The organism is Mycobacterium sp., from assembly GCF_046095365.1.
GTDB lineage: Bacteria > Actinomycetota > Actinomycetes > Mycobacteriales > Mycobacteriaceae > Mycobacterium.
The window spans coordinates 1-16,248 of the sequence record NZ_JBJTJF010000199.1 but is presented as its reverse complement, the minus strand read 5'-3'; the positions used below and the strand labels follow the sequence as shown (position 1 = coordinate 16,248).

The 16,248-nt window shown below is 72.8% G+C and carries 15 protein-coding genes; 4 read left to right on the top strand and 11 right to left on the bottom strand.

From position 1 onward, the window contains the following. Window positions 1–118 precede the first annotated feature (118 nt). Window positions 119–853, top strand: a complete 735-nt coding sequence (locus ACKOQ4_RS15170) for an acetyltransferase (RefSeq protein ID WP_526293278.1) — start codon at window positions 119–121, stop codon at window positions 851–853. A gap of 3 nt (window positions 854–856) precedes the next feature. Here ACKOQ4_RS15170 and ACKOQ4_RS15165 read toward each other — a convergent pair whose 3' ends face one another. The 8 genes from ACKOQ4_RS15165 to ACKOQ4_RS15130 all read right to left on the bottom strand — a co-directional run bounded on the left by ACKOQ4_RS15165 (window position 857) and on the right by ACKOQ4_RS15130 (window position 11,000). Continuing rightward, on the bottom strand, window positions 857–2,098 hold the full coding sequence (locus ACKOQ4_RS15165; RefSeq protein WP_526293276.1) for an N-acetylmuramoyl-L-alanine amidase: 1,242 nt from the start codon (window positions 2,096–2,098) through the stop codon (window positions 857–859). A 95-nt stretch (window positions 2,099–2,193) separates the two neighbouring features. Beyond that, window positions 2,194–2,514 (bottom strand): thioredoxin, encoded by a 321-nt coding sequence (trxA, locus tag ACKOQ4_RS15160; RefSeq protein WP_526293274.1) that lies wholly within the window; start codon window positions 2,512–2,514, stop codon window positions 2,194–2,196. Next, a complete protein-coding gene (trxB, locus tag ACKOQ4_RS15155) occupies window positions 2,511–3,527 on the bottom strand; it encodes a thioredoxin-disulfide reductase (RefSeq protein WP_526293272.1) in 1,017 nt (338 codons plus the stop codon). The genes trxA and trxB overlap by 4 nt, the downstream gene beginning before the upstream one ends. 78 nt (window positions 3,528–3,605) lie before the next feature. Further along, a complete protein-coding gene (locus tag ACKOQ4_RS15150; protein ID WP_526293270.1) occupies window positions 3,606–3,851 on the bottom strand; it encodes a hypothetical protein in 246 nt (81 codons plus the stop codon). A gap of 18 nt (window positions 3,852–3,869) precedes the next feature. Then, complete coding sequence (sigM, locus tag ACKOQ4_RS15145; protein WP_526293268.1) at window positions 3,870–4,421, bottom strand: RNA polymerase sigma factor SigM; 552 nt, start codon at window positions 4,419–4,421, stop codon at window positions 3,870–3,872. Between the two features lie 56 nt (window positions 4,422–4,477). Beyond that, window positions 4,478–7,972, bottom strand: coding sequence for a murein biosynthesis integral membrane protein MurJ (gene murJ / locus ACKOQ4_RS15140; RefSeq protein ID WP_526293266.1), 3,495 nt, complete (start codon window positions 7,970–7,972; stop codon window positions 4,478–4,480). Further along, complete coding sequence (locus ACKOQ4_RS15135; protein WP_526293264.1) at window positions 7,969–10,263, bottom strand: hypothetical protein; 2,295 nt, start codon at window positions 10,261–10,263, stop codon at window positions 7,969–7,971. Before ACKOQ4_RS15135 ends, murJ begins: the two co-directional genes overlap by 4 nt. Beyond that, complete coding sequence (locus ACKOQ4_RS15130; protein WP_526293262.1) at window positions 10,260–11,000, bottom strand: NUDIX hydrolase; 741 nt, start codon at window positions 10,998–11,000, stop codon at window positions 10,260–10,262. The genes ACKOQ4_RS15135 and ACKOQ4_RS15130 overlap by 4 nt, the downstream gene beginning before the upstream one ends. Before the next feature lie 86 nt (window positions 11,001–11,086). Between ACKOQ4_RS15130 and ACKOQ4_RS15125 the strand changes: the two genes are divergently transcribed. Further along, on the top strand, window positions 11,087–12,553 hold the full coding sequence (locus tag ACKOQ4_RS15125; RefSeq protein ID WP_526293260.1) for a CCA tRNA nucleotidyltransferase: 1,467 nt from the start codon (window positions 11,087–11,089) through the stop codon (window positions 12,551–12,553). A gap of 5 nt (window positions 12,554–12,558) precedes the next feature. Continuing rightward, the gene (locus ACKOQ4_RS15120; protein WP_526293258.1) at window positions 12,559–12,978 is read left to right on the top strand and encodes a pullulanase; all 420 of its coding nucleotides are present in this window, start codon (window positions 12,559–12,561) and stop codon (window positions 12,976–12,978) included. Window positions 12,979–13,063: 85 nt separating this feature from the next. On the opposite strand, the gene ACKOQ4_RS15115 is transcribed toward ACKOQ4_RS15120, so the two are convergent. Further along, window positions 13,064–13,837 carry a TIGR03084 family metal-binding protein gene (locus ACKOQ4_RS15115; RefSeq protein WP_526293256.1) on the bottom strand — a complete coding sequence of 258 codons (774 nt, stop codon included), beginning with the start codon at window positions 13,835–13,837 and terminating at the stop codon, window positions 13,064–13,066. 10 nt (window positions 13,838–13,847) lie between these two features. Continuing rightward, window positions 13,848–15,113 (bottom strand): MFS transporter, encoded by a 1,266-nt coding sequence (locus ACKOQ4_RS15110; protein WP_526293306.1) that lies wholly within the window; start codon window positions 15,111–15,113, stop codon window positions 13,848–13,850. A 72-nt stretch (window positions 15,114–15,185) separates the two neighbouring features. Between ACKOQ4_RS15110 and ACKOQ4_RS15105 the strand changes: the two genes are divergently transcribed. Further along, complete coding sequence (locus ACKOQ4_RS15105) at window positions 15,186–15,791, top strand: YqgE/AlgH family protein (RefSeq protein ID WP_526293254.1); 606 nt, start codon at window positions 15,186–15,188, stop codon at window positions 15,789–15,791. A 1-nt stretch (window position 15,792) separates the two neighbouring features. On the opposite strand, the gene ACKOQ4_RS15100 is transcribed toward ACKOQ4_RS15105, so the two are convergent. Further along, a complete protein-coding gene (locus ACKOQ4_RS15100) occupies window positions 15,793–16,122 on the bottom strand; it encodes a hypothetical protein (RefSeq protein WP_526293252.1) in 330 nt (109 codons plus the stop codon). Window positions 16,123–16,248 lie beyond the last annotated feature (126 nt).

The following is a 16,248-nucleotide window of genomic DNA, read 5'->3' as shown; positions in this document are numbered from 1 at the left end:
GCCAACCGGACCCCGGCGGTGAACGATAATGGCGGCGGATAGCCGTGCTCTCCTATCCTGAAATTGTCGCGCGGGTCCGCACGGCGGTAGAGCCGGGGAGACGAAGCCGGGAGATTGGGTGTCCGTTCGCATCAGGCCGCTGCGGCTCGAGGGATTCGAGCAGCTGCCCAAGCATGCCCGCAGATGCGTGTTCTGGGAGGTCGACCCGCAGACCCTCGACGGCGGCGACTACCTGCCCGACCCGGAGTTCGAGAAAGAGGCGTGGCTGTCCATGGTCATGCTGGAGTGGGGTTCCTGCGGGCAGGTGGCCGCCGCCGCGACCGACGAGCGCGGTGACGGAGAGGAGCCCTGCCTGGGCTATGTCCTCTACGCACCGCCTCGGGCTGTACCGCGGGCACAACGGTTCCCGACCGGCCCGGTGAGCGCGGACGCGGTGCTGCTGACCTCGATGGGCCTCGAGCCCGGCCAGCCGGACAGCCTGAACACGCTGATGATCGGACACGTCGTCGAGGAACTGGTCCGCCGCGGGGTGCGGGCGCTGGAAGCCTTCGGCCGGACCGAGGAGGCGGCCGAGCTGCACGGCGCCGGGGCGGTCGACCCGGAGCTGGAGCCGGCGGTGCATGCCCTCGGCGACTGCTCCATCGAGCAGTGCATGGTCGACGCCGCCTTCCTGCGCGACGCCGGCTTCACCGTTGTGGCCCCGCACCGGTACTTCCCGCGGTTACGGCTGGAACTGGACAAGGGGCTGGGCTGGAAGGCCGAAGTCGAGGCGGCACTGGAGCGCCTGCTGGAGCGCGCGCAGTTGCAGCAGGTGGGAACGACCGAGTTGCAGCAGGTGGGGACGCCGAGCTGAGCTTCAGACCGCCGGCCGTCCCTGCTCGACGGACTGCTCGTGGGCGAGCAACTCGGCGAAGGTGAAGGTTCCGGTGGGCCGGTCGTTCTTGCCGAGCAGGTAGAGCCGCTTGACCGCGGCCAGCACACCTTCGGCGACCGCGTCGCGGCACTCCCGGGTGACCAGTTTGTCCCGGTCGTGCGGATTGGTGATGTAGCCGACATCGACCTGGACTGTCGGCATCCGGGTCAGCCGCAGCAGATCCCAGGTGCGGCCGTGGGTCCTGCAGTCGCGTAAACCCGTGCGCGCCACCACTTCTCGCTGGATGAAGTCGGCCAGATTGCGCCCGATCGTGGAGACCGAGCCGTGCGGACTGCCGAAGTAGAAGGAGGCGACGCCGCCGGCCGACGGACTCGGCTGGCGCTCGAACCGGAGGCTGATCATCAGGTCGGCGCCCACCGTGTTGGCCGTGGCGGCCCGTTCGGCGTCGGCCGGGCTGTGGTTGACCGGCCGGGACAGGAACGTCTCGATGCCGATCGCGGTCATCCGGCCCTCGAGCCGGCTCGCGAGGTCCCACAGGATGTCGGCCTCGCTGATCGGGCCTCCGGGCCCGTTGGCGATCAGCCCGCGGTCCTCGCCGCCGCGGCCTGGGTCGATGATGATGCGTTTGCCGGAGAGCCGCGGGCCGGAAACCCGGACGTGTTCCTCCTCGCGGATCGCGTGCAGCGAGCCGCCGGTGACCCGCGAGCCCAGAAAGTACAGGGAGCGCAACGTCTCCGGGCCGCAGATGCCGTCCGGCGACAGCCCATAGTCGCGTTGGTAGGACATCAGCGCATTGTGGGTCTGCAGCCCGAAGTAGCCGTCGACAAGGCCGGTGTAGAAGCCGAGGTCCTGAAGGCGGGTCTGCAGGGTGGCGACGTCGTCGCCGTACATCGGGGCGCCGAACTGGTGGGCCAGGGTGCGCGCGCCCAGCCGGTAGGAGGCCTCCCGCAGCGCGCGGTAGGTAGCCGCGCCGACCATCCCGTCGACGAGCAGGCCGCGGCGCTGCTGGAACGCCCGCACCGCGTGGTCGAGTTCGTCGTCGAACACATCCACGGCCACCTGCCGGCCGGTGGCGAAGTCGTCGTCGGGACTGTGCGCCAGGCCGAGCGCCGCCAGCGCGGAGCGGATCTCGACCACGGCCGCGCCACGGTCCCCGCGCCGCAGGACGTCCCCGGGGGAGGCGCCGCGCCAGGGGGCATCCTCAGGCCGGCCGGGATCGGACATGACAGGCATTGTCGCAGAAGCCCATTGCTTTACGGAAACCCATTGCCGCATCTTCCGGTAACGAGTCTGTCTCCGCCGCGATGTCGCGCAACAGCCTAGAGAAGGCCGTCGAGCTCTTTCAGCAAAGCCGCCTTGCCCTTGGCGCCGACGAGCCGCTTCACCGGCTTGCCGTCCTTGAACAGGATCAGGGTGGGGATGGAGACCACCTGGAAATCGCGCGCGGTCACCGGATTGGCGTCGACGTCGACCTTGGCGACCATCAGCGAACCGGCCTTGTCCCGGGCGATCTCCTCCAGGACCGGGGCGAGCATCTTGCACGGGCCGCACCAGGCTGCCCAGAAGTCGACCAGCACCGGGGTCGCACTGTTGAGCACCGTCTGGGCAAAGCCGGCGTCGGACACGGTCACGGTGCTCACGATTGCGCTCCGATCATCTCGGCGCCCTCGGACTCCTGCGCCTCGGCCAGCCAGCGTTCGGCGTCGATGGCCGCCGCGCACCCGCTGCCCGCCGCGGTGATGGCCTGCCGGTAGGTGCGGTCCACCAGGTCACCGGCGGCGAACACCCCGGGCAGCGTCGTGGCCGTGCTGCGGCCCTGCACCAGCACGTAGCCCTCCGGGTCGACGTCGATGGCGCCGCGGACCAGTTCGGAGCGGGGGTCGTGGCCGATGGCGACGAAGACGCCGGTCACCGGCAGGGTGGACTCCTCGCCGGTGTTGACGTTGCGCACCCGCAGGCCCGTCACGCCGGTCTCGCCCTCCACCGCCACGACGGTGGTGTTGGTCAGGAAGGAGATCTTGTCGTTGGAGCGGGCGCGTTCGAGCATGATCTTGGAAGCCCGGAACTCGTCGCGCCGGTGCACCAGCGTCACGTGCCGGGCGAAACGGGTCAGGAAGGTAGCCTCCTCCATCGCCGAGTCGCCGCCGCCGAGCACGGCGATGTCCTGGCCCTTGAAGAAGAACCCGTCGCAGGTGGCGCAGCTGCTGACGCCACGGCCCAGCAGCTCCTGCTCGCCGGGCACTCCCAGATACCGGGGCGCGGCGCCCATGGCCAGGATCACCGAGCGGGCCAGGTGGGTCTGGCCGCCGGCGGTCACCACCTTCTTGACCGGGCCCTCCAGCGAAACCGACTCGACGTCCTCCATCTGCAGGTCGGCACCGAAACGCAGGGCCTGCTCGCGCATCTCGTCCATGAGCTCTGGCCCGTTGATGCCCTCGCGGAAGCCCGGGTAGTTCTCCACCTCGGTGGTGGTCATCAGGGCGCCACCGAAGGAACTGCCCTCGAAGACCAGCGGGTGCAGCTGGGCGCGGGCGGCGTAGATGGCCGCGGTGTAGCCGGCCGGGCCGGAGCCGATCACGATGACGTCGTGCAACTTCTGGTCGGTCGTGTTCTGGTCGGTCGTGTTCTGGTCGGTCGTGTTCTGGTCGGTCATTGCCGCCTTTCCTGCGCAGGTGCCAACCCCATGGAGCAGTAAACAACAGGGTAGTGCGCCGGTGTTCCCGGGCCGGGTTCAAGGGGCGCCCGGCGCGCTGCCCGCCTCCGGGGTGACGGTGATCAGGCTGGCGCTGGTGGGGGTGCTGCCCGAGGATCCGATCGCGGCCAGGCAACCGGCGGCGGCCAGACCCGCTGCGGCCACCAGGGCGGCTCCGCCGAGCGCCACCGCGGCGACCCGGCGCGGCGGTGGCCAGGGACGGTCGGCGTGCGCCGGCCGGCCCGGGGCGGCCCGGCCGTTCCCGCCGTGTCCCGCGATCTCCACCCGCCCAGTGTGCCCCGCTCAGCCCTCGCCGGGACAGTCCAGCACCGCGGCGAGACGGACCCGGGCCCGCGCACAGCGGCTCTTGACGGTGCCCTCGGCGACCTCGAGTAGCGCGGCGGCGTCGGCCACCGAGTATCCGTGCATGTCGACGGCGACGACCGCACGGCGCTGCTCGGCCGGCAGGCTCAGCAGCGCCTGACGGACCACCAGCGCGGTCTCCAGCCGGCCGGCGGGGTCGGTGGCCGGTTCGCACAGCTCGGTGTCGAGCGCAACCGTCGGGCGAATAGCGTTGCGGCGCAGCCGGTCCCGGCAGGCGTTGACGACGATTCGGCTCAACCAGCTGCTGACGGGCGCGTCGTGGCGGAACGAACCCGCTGCGCGGTGCGCCGAGAGCATCGCGTCCTGCACCGCGTCGGCGGCGTCCTCGGCGGTCCTGCTGCGGTGGCGCGCCAGCCGGTAGAGCCGGGCGCGGTGGCGGCCGAACAGTTCGGCGAAGGCGTAGCGGTCACCGGCGAGGTGGGCGCAGAGCAACTCGCCGTCGCTGCGCGGGCCGGGCTCGGAGGGGGGCACGGCGCGGACGTTAGCCGCCGGACCGCCGCCGGGCACTTCACCCGGGGCTCGGGCGGCTAGGACCCGGCGGCGCGGACGGTGATCTCGGAGACGTCGGTCCGGCTCTTGCCACCGACCTGGCCCAGGGTCGAGATCCACACCAGCACATTGGAGGTCGCCGGGGCGGTGGGCACCCCGACGGTGTTGGTGCCGGGCTTGAGCAGGGTCGGGCCGGTCAGCAGGGTGGTGTCCTCCAGCGTGTCGGGCGTGGGCGAGGAGGCCGAGCGGATCTGCACCTGGGTGCCGGAGCTGGACACCCCGATGGAGATGCTGCCCACCACGGTGGGTTCGGGAAGCTGCAGCATCAGCCCGACGCCGTTCTTGAACCCGGGGAACGGCACCGGGTCGGTGTAGGTGTCGGTCGGCCACACCGTGGCCGGGTCGCCGTCGATGGCCAGCCCGGCCAGGTTCGGGGCGTCCGCCCCGCCGTCGGGTGAGAAGACCGAGACGGCAATGGGTTTGACGATCGGGCCGGTGGCCTCCTTGGCCGAGGATGTGGGGGTGTTCAAGCCGAGCTGGTCGCCCTTGAGGCCGTCGCCGGAGGTGCCGAGAAGGTTGCTCAGGAACGATCCGAACACCACCAGGGCGATCGCCAGGACGGCGGCGGCCGCGCCCCCGCCGATCAGCAGATTGCGCCGCCGCAGCGCCTGGGCCGCGGGGTCGGAGACCGGCGTGGCCGCGGACCCGGCCGGCGGCCGGCCGGAAGCAGGCGCGGGCGGCCGGGGCACCCCGGCGGCGGCCGCGGCGCGCTGGGTCGGCTCGCCGGGCGCATCGCCCCGCCGGCCCGTATCGACGGGATCGACCCGCTGGGTGCGATCCGCCGAACCGATCGCCTGGGTGAGGAGGTGTGTCAGCGTGGCCGCGCTGCTGATCCCGCCGCCTGGTTCGACGGCACGCACCGCAGCGGTGCTGATCTGGAAGGGGATGGCGCCGTTGAGCGCGCACGGTTCGACCGGTTCGCCGGCCGGCCCGGTCTCGGCGGGCGGCAGCCCGCTCGGCGCGCCGGTCTCGGGCAGCGGCCAGCGGTCGACCAGCAGCGCGTAGAGCGCCGCTCCGATGCCGCGGACGTCGTCCACCGGTGTGGCGGCGGGCAGGGTGGCGGGGAAGGCCAGGGCGACGTCGCCGTCGATGCTGACCCGGATCCGGCTGGGGTGATCCACCGACAGCACCGCCCCGGATGCGTGCGCCTCCTCGGCGGCCGCCGCCAGCGACTGGACCGCGCGGGCGCCGCCGACCGCCGAGGGCGAGGTGGCGGCCACCTCCTTGAGCGAGCCGCCGCGGATCCACTCCGAGACCACCAGGCCGCCGCCGTCGTCGATCGGGGTGACGTCGAGCACCCGGGCCACCCCGGGACGCTGGACGCGGCTGAGTTGCTGTGTGCGAGCGAGGATCTCCTCCAGCTGCCCGGCCGGGAGCCGGCGTTCCGGGTCGATGAACGTCAGCGCGACCTGCCGGTCCAGCGCGGTGTCGAGAGCCTGCCAGAACTGCAGCCCGGCCGGTCCGCCGTGGAACACCAGCAGCCGGTAACGGCCGCCGGCGACCGTGGCGCCGGGGCCCAGCGGCAGTGCCCGCCGGGCACCCGGCGCGCGCTCGTAGCGGGCGGTCGGGCCAGGCACGTCGGGCTGGAAGTCGCCGGCGGCCTGCCGCGGGATCTGTCGCGTCGCGTCGTCGGGGGGACCGGCAGGCGGGGTGGCCGGGGGTTGATCGCTCAGCTCCGGTCCTTTCCGGGTCGGCTCATCGGCGCTGCGCGCCCTGGACAAGACGGATTCAGGGTACGTGACAGAACGAGACTTATGGGGCAGGTGGGAGTCGGGTGGCTCGGCGTCGGCGCTGGTGCCGCGCCCGAACCGGCGCCGCACCGCGGCCCCGGCCGCAACCGCGTCGGGCACCCGCGCCGCCAGCATCGCCGCGGCAAGGATCGGCAGCATGATCGCGCCGAGGATCAGCAGCCGCAGCATCGAGCCGGCGCCGCCGCCGCGTTCGGTCAGGGACTGCTGCAGGCCCAGCAGCCGGTCCGCGCCGGCCGCGACCGCCGCCGCCAGCACCGCCGCGCCGGTGGTGACCAGCATGGTCCGCGTGGTCGCGGCGTCGAGCAGGCGGCCGCCCGGCGGGCGCAGCGAGCGGCGCAGCAGCAGGTGGCCCAGGATCGCGCCGGCTACGAACCCGATGCCGTTGGCCGTCCCCAGCAGGCCGGCCACCAATTCGGGGTCGCCGGTCAGGTGCGGGGCCAGCACCGAGGCGGCGATCTTGACCGCGGTGATCGCGACGATCATCAGGATCGGCGTCCAGGGGTCGTCGCGGGCGTAGAACACCCGCAGCTGCAGCAGCACCAGGGCGTAGGGGATGAGGGTGAACGAGGACAGCGCGATCGCCATGCCGAGGTAATTGGCGTCGACTTCGCCGAACTTGCCGTAGGCGAACAGCGCGCTGCCGATCGCCGGGCCGGCGACCGTCATGAACGCCACCACCGGGATCAGCGTGACCATCGTCAGCCGGGTGGCCAGCGAGAGGTCGGCCAGCACCGCGGGGTTGTCGCCGGCGGCCGCGTTGCGGCTCAGCCGCGGCATCACCACCGTCAGGATCGTCACGCCGATCATCCCGAACGGCAGTTGCAGCACCAGCCAGGTGTAGTTGTAGATCGCCGGCCCGGAGGCCGCGGCGGTACTGGCGATCTGGTTGCCGACCACCAGGCCGACCTGGCTGATCAGGACGTAGAGCACCATCGCCGCGGCCATCGTCCCGAACCGCTTGAGCCGGGCGTCGATGCCCCACAGCGGGCGCAGGCTGATCCGCTCCCTGCGGATGGCGGCCAGCAGGACCGCGGCCTGGGAGACGACACCGAGCGTGGTGCCCAGACCGAGCACCAGCAGCTTGGCGTTTCCCATCCGAACCGGGTCAACCGAAAGTTCCCCCGGCACAACCAGATACAGCCCGAGCGCGCCGATCGCCACGACATTGTTGACCACCGGGGCCCACGCCGGCGGCCCGAACACGTTGCGGTTGTTCAGGATCGCCATGAACACCGACGTCAGACCGTAGAAGATCACCTGAGGCAGGAGGAGATAGGCGAACGCGGTGGTCAGCGGCTGATTGACTTTCGGATCCGCGCCGAGCATCAGCCGGACGAGTAGCGGCGCGGCCGCCACCGAGAACACGGTGGCGATCAGCAGCACGGTGGTGGCCAGCGTCACCAGCCGCCGCACGAACGCCTCGCCGCCGTCGGCGTCGTCGCGCTCGGCGCGGGCCAGCACCGGCACGAAGATGGCGGTGAAGGTGGCCTCGAGCACCAGCGCGGCGATCAGGTTGGGCAGCTGATTGGCCACCGAGAACGCACTGGACAGCGCCGCGCCGAGCAGGGCGGCCAGCAGCACGATCCGGGTGAAGCCGGTGATCCGGCTGACCAGCGTCGCCAGCGCCATGCCCCAGGAGCGGGAGACCACCGCGGCGTCGGACAACTCGGCGCGCTCCGGTCGGGTCTGCGGCTGCGACGGGGGCCCCGCCGCGGCGCTCACCGGCCCGCCCGGGGCTGCTGCGGGGGGCGGCCGCGGGGCTGCTGCGGGGGCCGGTAGAGGTCGGCCCGGTCGGGCTGGCCGCGGAAGCGGTGGTAGAGCCTCCGGCCCACCAGCAGCGCCAGCACCGCGAAGCCGGCCATCGTGATGGCGAACAGCACCCTGCCGTAGGCGTTGGAGTGCACCGCCAGCCGCACCGGCTCACCGAGTTGCAGGCCCTCGGGCGTGCGCATGGTGACGTCGACCGCCACCCGCTGGGTGCTGTGCAGTTCCACCGGCACGCGCAGCGGCAGGTATCCCGGCGGCACCTCCTGCTCGCCGACGTCGGTCACCGTCATGCCCGGCGGGGCGGCGAACTGCAGCTGCACCCGGATCGGAACCGAGAGGTCGTTGCGCAGTGCCAGCGGCAGCGCGCTGCGCTCGGTGGCCAGGGTGTAGGAGTCGCCCGGATTGACGATCGTGACCGCACCGAACAGATCCTCGACGGTCGCGGCCACCACTGACAGCCGTTGGCGCGCAACGTCGTTGCGGGTTCCGGTCGGCTCGGTCTGGCTCAGCGCGCGCAGCATGTCCTCGCGCAGCGGGGCGGTGTACTGCGGTCCGGTCAGGCCGGTGCGGGTGTCGGTGGTCAGGGCCGCGGTCAGACCGGCCTGGCGATTGGCCGCGGCCCGGATGGTGTCGATGACGTCGTCGTCGAAGCGGCCCGGGACATCGGTGGGCAGGTCCGGTCCCCCCTGCCCGTCCGGCGGGACGGCCGCGGCCTCGGCGATCAGCGCGTCCAGCGGCCGCGGCGTGGCCAGACCCGCCCGGACCGTGTTGGCCAGGGTGGTCAGTATCGCCCGTGCGTCGTCGGGTTGCGGACCCCACTTCAGCGGCGGCAGCAGGATCTCGGTGCGCGGTTCCGCGCCGGGTTGCAGCGTCCGCCACAGCAGGGTGGCGACCGCGTCCTGACGGCGGGCCACCGGCGAATCGTGGTCGACCGGTATGGCCAGCGAGTCGTCGAGGTAGGACGGCACCGAGGGATCGGTGCCCACCCCGGCCAGCGCCGCTCCGACGGCGGGGTCGAACGGCGCGAGCACCACCCGGTCCGACAGCCGGCGCACCGCCAGGCCGGCGTCGGTGCCCGCGGCGGCCAGGGCGACCGTCGGCGCCTGGGTGTCCAGCAGGGCGGCGGCCGCCGCGGTGAGCGAACCGTCGCCGAGGACGGTCGCGCCGCGGGTGGAGGCGACCCCGAGGATCTTGTCGACGATGTCGGCGCCGGTCCCGGTGGCGGCGGCGTTGAGCGTCGGGTCGCCGACCCGGTGCACCGCCCCGAGGTCGGCCTGCGCGTAGGGCGTTGCGGTGACGCACATCCGGCGGGCCAGGCCGCGCAACCGGTCCAGCCAGCCGGCCGCGGCGGCCTGCCCGGTACCGGGGTGGGCTTCGGTGCCAAGCCCGTCGGGGGAGTCGGCCACCACGTAGCCGGCCGTCATCGCGTTCACCGTCACCAGCAGGTCGGGGTCGACCGCGAGGCACAGCGCCCGGTCGATCCCGGTGCCCGGGTCGATGGCCCCGGGGCTGGTGGCGAACTCCGCGGCGGCCAGCAGGGTGTCCAGCCGGCCGCCGGCCGCCAGCGAGACGGCGAGGTCGTCGTTCATCAGGCGCACCGGTGTGGTGCCGCCGGGGACACCGGGAGCCAGCCGCGGCTTGTCGGCCAGCGGCCACAGCATCGTCACGGCGACGGGTTTGGTGGTGTCCGGCGGCACCGCCTGAGCCGCCCCGCCGCCGGTGTCCTCCGGGTCCGCCGGAACCCCGGTGACAGGCAGCAGGAAGCGGGCTTCGTCCAGCCTGGTCGCCACCCCCTCCTCAGGCGTGCCGTCGACGTTGACCACCAGCGGGTAGACCCCGGGGGCGTCGATGCCCAGCGCCGACCGCAGCGGGACGGAGAAGCTCAGGCCGGCGGCCTGCCCGCGGTCGAGTTCGCTTGCGACGCTGATGAAGTCGCCGACCGGGGTGTAACCGCCGCCGGCGTAGAGGCTGGTGCGCAGGACATCCGACGACGTCACCGCCGGGCTGTGTTCCATGCGGGCCATCACGTCGCGGACCGGCTGGTCGCCGACGTTGGTCACCGTCGCGGTGACGGTGACGGTCGGTTCGCTCGACGTGGTCACCACGTCGGGGGTGACGCTGTCGAGGCGCACCGTCAGAAACGCCGGCCGCTCGGGTTCGGCGGCGACGGTCGGGGCGACGCCCAGCAGCGCGGCGAGCAGCCCGAGGAGAGCGGCGATCCCCGGCACCGGCTGGGGCACCCTCACGTCCCCGGACCGGAGCCGTTCGTCCGGCGGGCGGACGCGTCGCCGGGGGACGGGTGGCTGCGGGCGCGGGAGTGGGTCTGCGGGCGCCGCCTCGGCGCGGACCGGGGCAGCGGCGGCAGGGCGGCCGGCCCGTCGGACTGCAGGCGTTCGATGAGTTCGTGGGCGACGTGCGCCAGCCGGCGTTCGTCGGCGTAGGACAGCCGGTCGGGCAGCTCGATGACCGGCACCCAGGCCACCTCGGCGACCTCGATGTCCTCGTCGCACAGTTCGCCGCCGGAGAAGCGCATCAGGTAATGGTGGACGGTCTTGTGCACCCGCCGGCCCTCGGTGACGAACCAGTAGTCGATGCTGCCCAGCGCGGCCAGCACGTGCCCCTGGATGCCGGTCTCCTCGGCGACCTCACGGATCGCGGTCTGCTCGGCGGTCTCACCCTGTTCGATGTGGCCCTTGGGCAGCGACCACAGCATGCGCCCCCGTCTGTCGACCCGGCCGATCAGCGCCGCCATCTGCTCGTGGCGGGGCCGGTCGATGTCGTCGATGACCAGGCCGCCGGCGGAGGTCTCGTGGACGGTCCGCATCCGGGGTCCCGACCGGCCAGGACGGTCCGGCGCGGCCGCGGGGGAGGGGGATTCGGCGGTGTCGCCCCGCTGTTCGGGGGCCGGCAACGGTCCGGCGGCGCGGCGCCCGCGGCGCCTGCCCCGGCGGCGCCGCGGTTTGGCCCCTTCGCCCTCCGACACCTCGCCGATATTAGCTGGCACGCAACCCGCGCCGGCCGTCGCACTCGCCGTGGGGACGGCGCGGCGTGGCACTAGGCTGCTCGGACGTGGTTGAAGCCATGTCGGAGGACGAACTGCGGGTGCGGGCGGCCGTGGAGCTGAACCGGCACGCGCCGCTGCTGCGCGAGGTGGGGGCGCTCTTCGAGACGGCCGGGCATCAGCTCTATCTGGTCGGCGGCAGCGTCCGGGACGCGGTGCTGGCGCGGCTGACCACCGATCTGGACTTCACCACCGACGCCCGGCCGGACGCGGTGCAGACGATCATGCGGCCGTGGGCCGAGGCGTTGTGGGACACCGGCATCGACTACGGGACCGTGGGCGCCGGCAAGGCCGGCCACCGCCTGGAGATCACCACCTTCCGTGCCGACAGTTACGACCAGGTCTCGCGCAACCCGCAGGTGCGCTTCGGAGACACCCTGGAGCAGGACCTGGTCCGCCGCGACTTCACCGCGAACGCGATGGCGGTGCGGATCACCGCCGAGGGCCCCGGGGAGTTCTTGGATCCCCTCGGCGGTCTCGCGGCGGTGCGCCGCCGGATGCTTGACACTCCCGCCGCGCCGGAGGTGTCCTTCGGCGACGACCCGCTGCGGATGCTGCGCGCGGCGCGGTTCGTGTCGCAACTGGAATTCACTGTCGCCGAACGGGTTCGGGAGGCGATTGTCGCGATGGCGCCGCAGCTGGCCCGGATCACCGTCGAGCGCGTCGCGGTGGAGCTGGACAAGATGCTGCTCGGCGCCGACCCGGTCGCCGGTATCGAGCTGATGGTCCAGACCGGCATGGGCGAGGTGGTGCTGCCCGAGGTGGGCGGCATGCGGATGGCCATCGACGAGCACCACCAGCACAAGGATGTCTACCAGCATTCACTGACCGTGCTGCGGCAGGCGATCGCGCTGGAGGAGCAGCCCGACCTGGTACTGCGCTGGGCGGCGCTGCTGCACGACATCGGAAAGCCGGCCACCCGCCGCCACGAGGCCGACGGCGGGGTCAGCTTCCACCACCACGAGGTGGTCGGCGCGAAAATGGTCCGCAAGCGGATGCGGGCGCTGAAGTACTCCAAACAGATGGTCGACGACGTCTCCCAGCTGGTTTACCTGCACCTGCGTTTCCACGGTTACGGCGAGGGCCGGTGGACCGACTCGGCGGTGCGGCGCTACGTCGCCGACGCCGGACCCCTGCTGCCGAAGCTGCACAAGCTGGTGCGGGCGGACTGCACCACCCGCAACCAGCGCCGCGCGGCTCGGCTGCAGTCCAACTACGACAGCCTGGAGACGCGGATCGCCGAGCTGGCGGCCAAAGAGGATCTGGCGCGGGTGCGCCCGGACCTCGACGGCAACGAGATCATGCAGATCCTCGGGATCCCGGCCGGCCCGCTGGTGGGGCAGGCGTGGAACCACCTCAAGGAGCTCCGGCTGGACCGCGGCCCGATGTCCCGGGAGGACGCCACCGCCGAGCTGCTGGCCTGGTGGACCGCCCGCGACACCGATGGAACCGCAGCGGGGTCCGGACCGTCTTAACGGGCATGGAGTACTGCCTGGACGCCGGCGACGGCACCGCTTCGATCTGGACCGGTCCGGCGCAGTCCGACCTCGACGGCGACGGACTGTTCGACGACCTGATGGTCGACGGCGACGGCGACGGCCTGGGTGACTACGCGATGTTCGATCTCGACGACGACGGGGTGCCGGAGGCCCGTTACGACGACGACGGGTCCGGAACCTGGTCGGCGGGGCTGGACCGTTTCGGGCCCATCGACGTCGACGGTGACGGCGCGCCGGAGCGGCTGACCGACCTCGACCGCGACGGGCGGGCCGACCGGGCGTTGTCCGCCGACGGGCGGGTCGGCTACGTCGACGCCGACGGCGACGGCGGCTGGGACCTCACGCTGACCGACTCCGACGGCGACGGCGCGGCGGACGCGGCGGGGCCCTATGCGGGGTAGCGCCCCGGCGTGGCTGCGCTTCGCACTGCGTGCTCAGCGCCCCACGCGTGGGTGGTGCGGCGTGGCTGCGCTTCGCACTGCGTGCTCAGCGCCCCACGCCGGGCGGGCCGGCGAATGCCTGCGCGATGCCCAGCCACCGCTCGGCGTCGGGACCCTCGGCGGTGACGTCGAGAGCCGAGCGCGGCCGCCGCTGGGTCACCAGGTAGCAGAAGTCCAGAGCCGAACCACGCACCCGCTGGGCGGCGTCCTCCGGACCCCACGCCCACCGACTGCCGTCCGGCGCGGTCAGTTCCACCCGGAACTCCCCGGCCGGCGGGGTCAGCCCGTGCACGGAGAAGGCGAAGTCCCGGGTCCGCACACCGAGGTGCGCGATGGACTTCAGCCGGGCCGTCGGGGCCGTGTCGACGCCGAGGGTGTCGGCGACGTCGAGTCCGTGCGCCCAGGTCTCCATCAGCCGGGCGGTGGCCATCGACGGCGCGCTCATGGGCGGTCCGAACCAGCGCAGCTTGCGGCCGTCGGGCACGGCGCGCAGCGCGGCGTGCAACTCGCCGCGGGTGCGTCGCCAGTCGGCCAGCAACTCCGCGGGGGGCGTGGCGGCCAGATCCCCGGCGGCGTCGTCGACGAAGTGCTCGAGGTTGGTCTGCGCGGAGTCCACCAGAGCGCGGAAGCCGGGCTCGTCGGTGATCGACAGCAGCGCCACCCGGTCGGTCCACAGCAGATGACCGATCTGGTGGGCGATGGTCCACCCCGGCGCCGGGGTCGGCGTCGACCACCGCTCGGCCGGCAGTCCGCCGACGAGGGCGTCGAGCGCGTCGCTCTCGGCCTGCAGGTCGTCGACGATCAGTCCGGCAGTGGTCATGGCGCCCAGCCTAGTTCGCGCGCCGGCCGATCCCGGCGTGCATCGCCAGGCCGGCCAGGTACACCAGCGAGCCGGCCAACGCCAGCGCGGGCGAACGGCCGTCGGGGGCGATCACCGCCGCCGCCGCGGTGACCGCGACGATGAAGGACACCCAGAACAGCGCGTCCTGGACGGCGAAGACGTGGCCGCGGAAGGCGTCGTCGACGTCGATCTGCATGGCGCTGTCGGCGCACAGCTTGACCACCTGCCCGGCCAGGCCGACCAGGAATCCGCACAGCACCATGACGCGCAGATTCAGTGTGGCGCCGGCCAATTGGACCACCGCGGCGAACAGCAGCGCGGCGTTGGCCGCGGCGTAGCGGCCCCAGCGCCGGACCGCCGGCGGGGTGAGCACGGTGGCCATGAACGCCCCGGCGCCGGTGGCGGCGACGAAGACCACCGCGGTGCCCAGCCCGGCGAAGCCGTCCGCCCCGTCGTTGCGGACGAGGACGAGCACCAGAAGCGAGTTGATGCCGAGCACCATCCGGTGGGCGGCCAGACCGGACAGCGCCGCGGCCACCGAGGGGGTCCGGGCCACGGCGCTCAGTCCGCAGGCCCACCCGCCGGCGACGGCTTGGAACGGCGAGCCGTGCACCGCGGTGTGGTCGGGGCCGAGCACGTGCGGGCGGAACCGGAGCGAGAGCAGCACCGCGATCGCCACCGGAACGGCCACCAGGAGGATCACCGTGGCGGCGGCGGTGTCGCCGTCGCCGACGAGCCAGCGCGGCACCAGCATGAAGTTGGCCCCGGCGAAAGCGGCGGTGGCTCCGGTCGCGATGGCCACCGAGTTCATCGTGACGACCTGTTCGCGGGGCACCACGTCGGGCAGCGCGGCCGACAGCCCGGACAGGACGAACCGGCTGAGCCCATTGACGATCAGCGCGCCGCACAGCACGAACAGGTCCCGCGCGCCGAAGGCGAGCAGCGCCGCGACGGCGAGAACGAACAGCAGCCGCGCCGCGTTGGCCGCGATCAGCACACCGCGCCGGTCCCAGCGGTCCAGCAGCGCCCCGGCGAACGGCCCGAGGAGCGAGTACGGCAGGAACAGCACGGCGAAGGCGCCGGCGATCGCCCACGGATCGGCCGCGCGTTCGGGGTTGAACAGCAAGCCCCCGGCCAGGCCGGCCTGGAACAGGCCGTCGCCGAACTGGCTGGCGACCCGCACCTCGAGCAGCCGCCGGAAGTCGGTGAGGTTGCGGACGGATCGCCACAGCGAGCCGGAGACCGGGGCGTCCATCACTGATTCACAGTACAAACCCCGTTCGTGCACCGGCCCGTCCGAGCCGGTCAGCCGTGCCATGATGATCGGGTGGGGCAGCAGGAGGATCCCGAGGACTTCATCGCGCCCGCGGCCAATCGGGTGCGGGCGGGAACGCTGTTGCTGGCCAATATCGACCTGATGGAGCCGACGTTCCGCCGCAGCGTCATCTACGTCGTCGAGCACAACGACGGCGGCACCCTCGGCGTAGTCCTCAACAGGCCGAGCGAGACCGCCGTCCACAACGTCCTGCCGCAGTGGGCCGATCTGGTCGCAAAGCCCAAGACGATGTTCATCGGCGGCCCGGTCAAGCGGGACGCCGCACTGTGCCTGGGAACGCTACGTGTCGGTGTCGACCCGGATGCGATGCCCGGCATGCGCCATGTGTCCGGCCGCATCGTGATGGTCGACCTCGACGCCGACCCGCAGCTGGTCGCCGCCGCCGTCGAGGGGGTGCGGATCTTCGCCGGGTATTCCGGCTGGACGATCGGCCAACTCGAGGGTGAGATCGAGCGGGACGACTGGATCGTGTTGTCCGCGTTGCCTTCTGACGTACTGGTTCAGCCGCGGGTGGACCTGTGGTCGCGGGTGCTGCGCCGCCAGCCGTGGCCGATGCCGCTGCTGGCGACCCACCCTATCGACCTGAGCCGCAGCTGAGCTACGACCCGCACACCCGGGTGCAGCCGCCGCAGCCCGCGCTGGTGCCGCAGCCCCCGGCGCTCTGGCGGCGGGTGGCGTAGCGGGCGCCCTGCCAGGAGCCGGCTGCGACGGTGGCCACCGCTCCGATGGCGCCGAGGACCAGTCCGATCAGGCCCAGCCGGTGCGGTGCGGCCAGCGCCAGAGCGCCGCCGGCGGCCAGCATGACGGCGGCCGCCAACTGGGTCGGCGCGACCGCGCGAACGACCTGACCGGTCAGATCGGCGGGTGCGGGTCGGCTCAGCGCCCACAGCCCGGAACCGCCGATCAGCACGGCCAGAGCCAGGCACACCGACGCCGCGACAACCCTGGGCTCACAATACGAGCCGGGCCGGGGCTACGGGACGGGCACCGCCGCGGCGACCGCGGCGGCCGCGTCGGGGGCCGGCGGCACGACCGCGACCGAGACCGGCGGGAT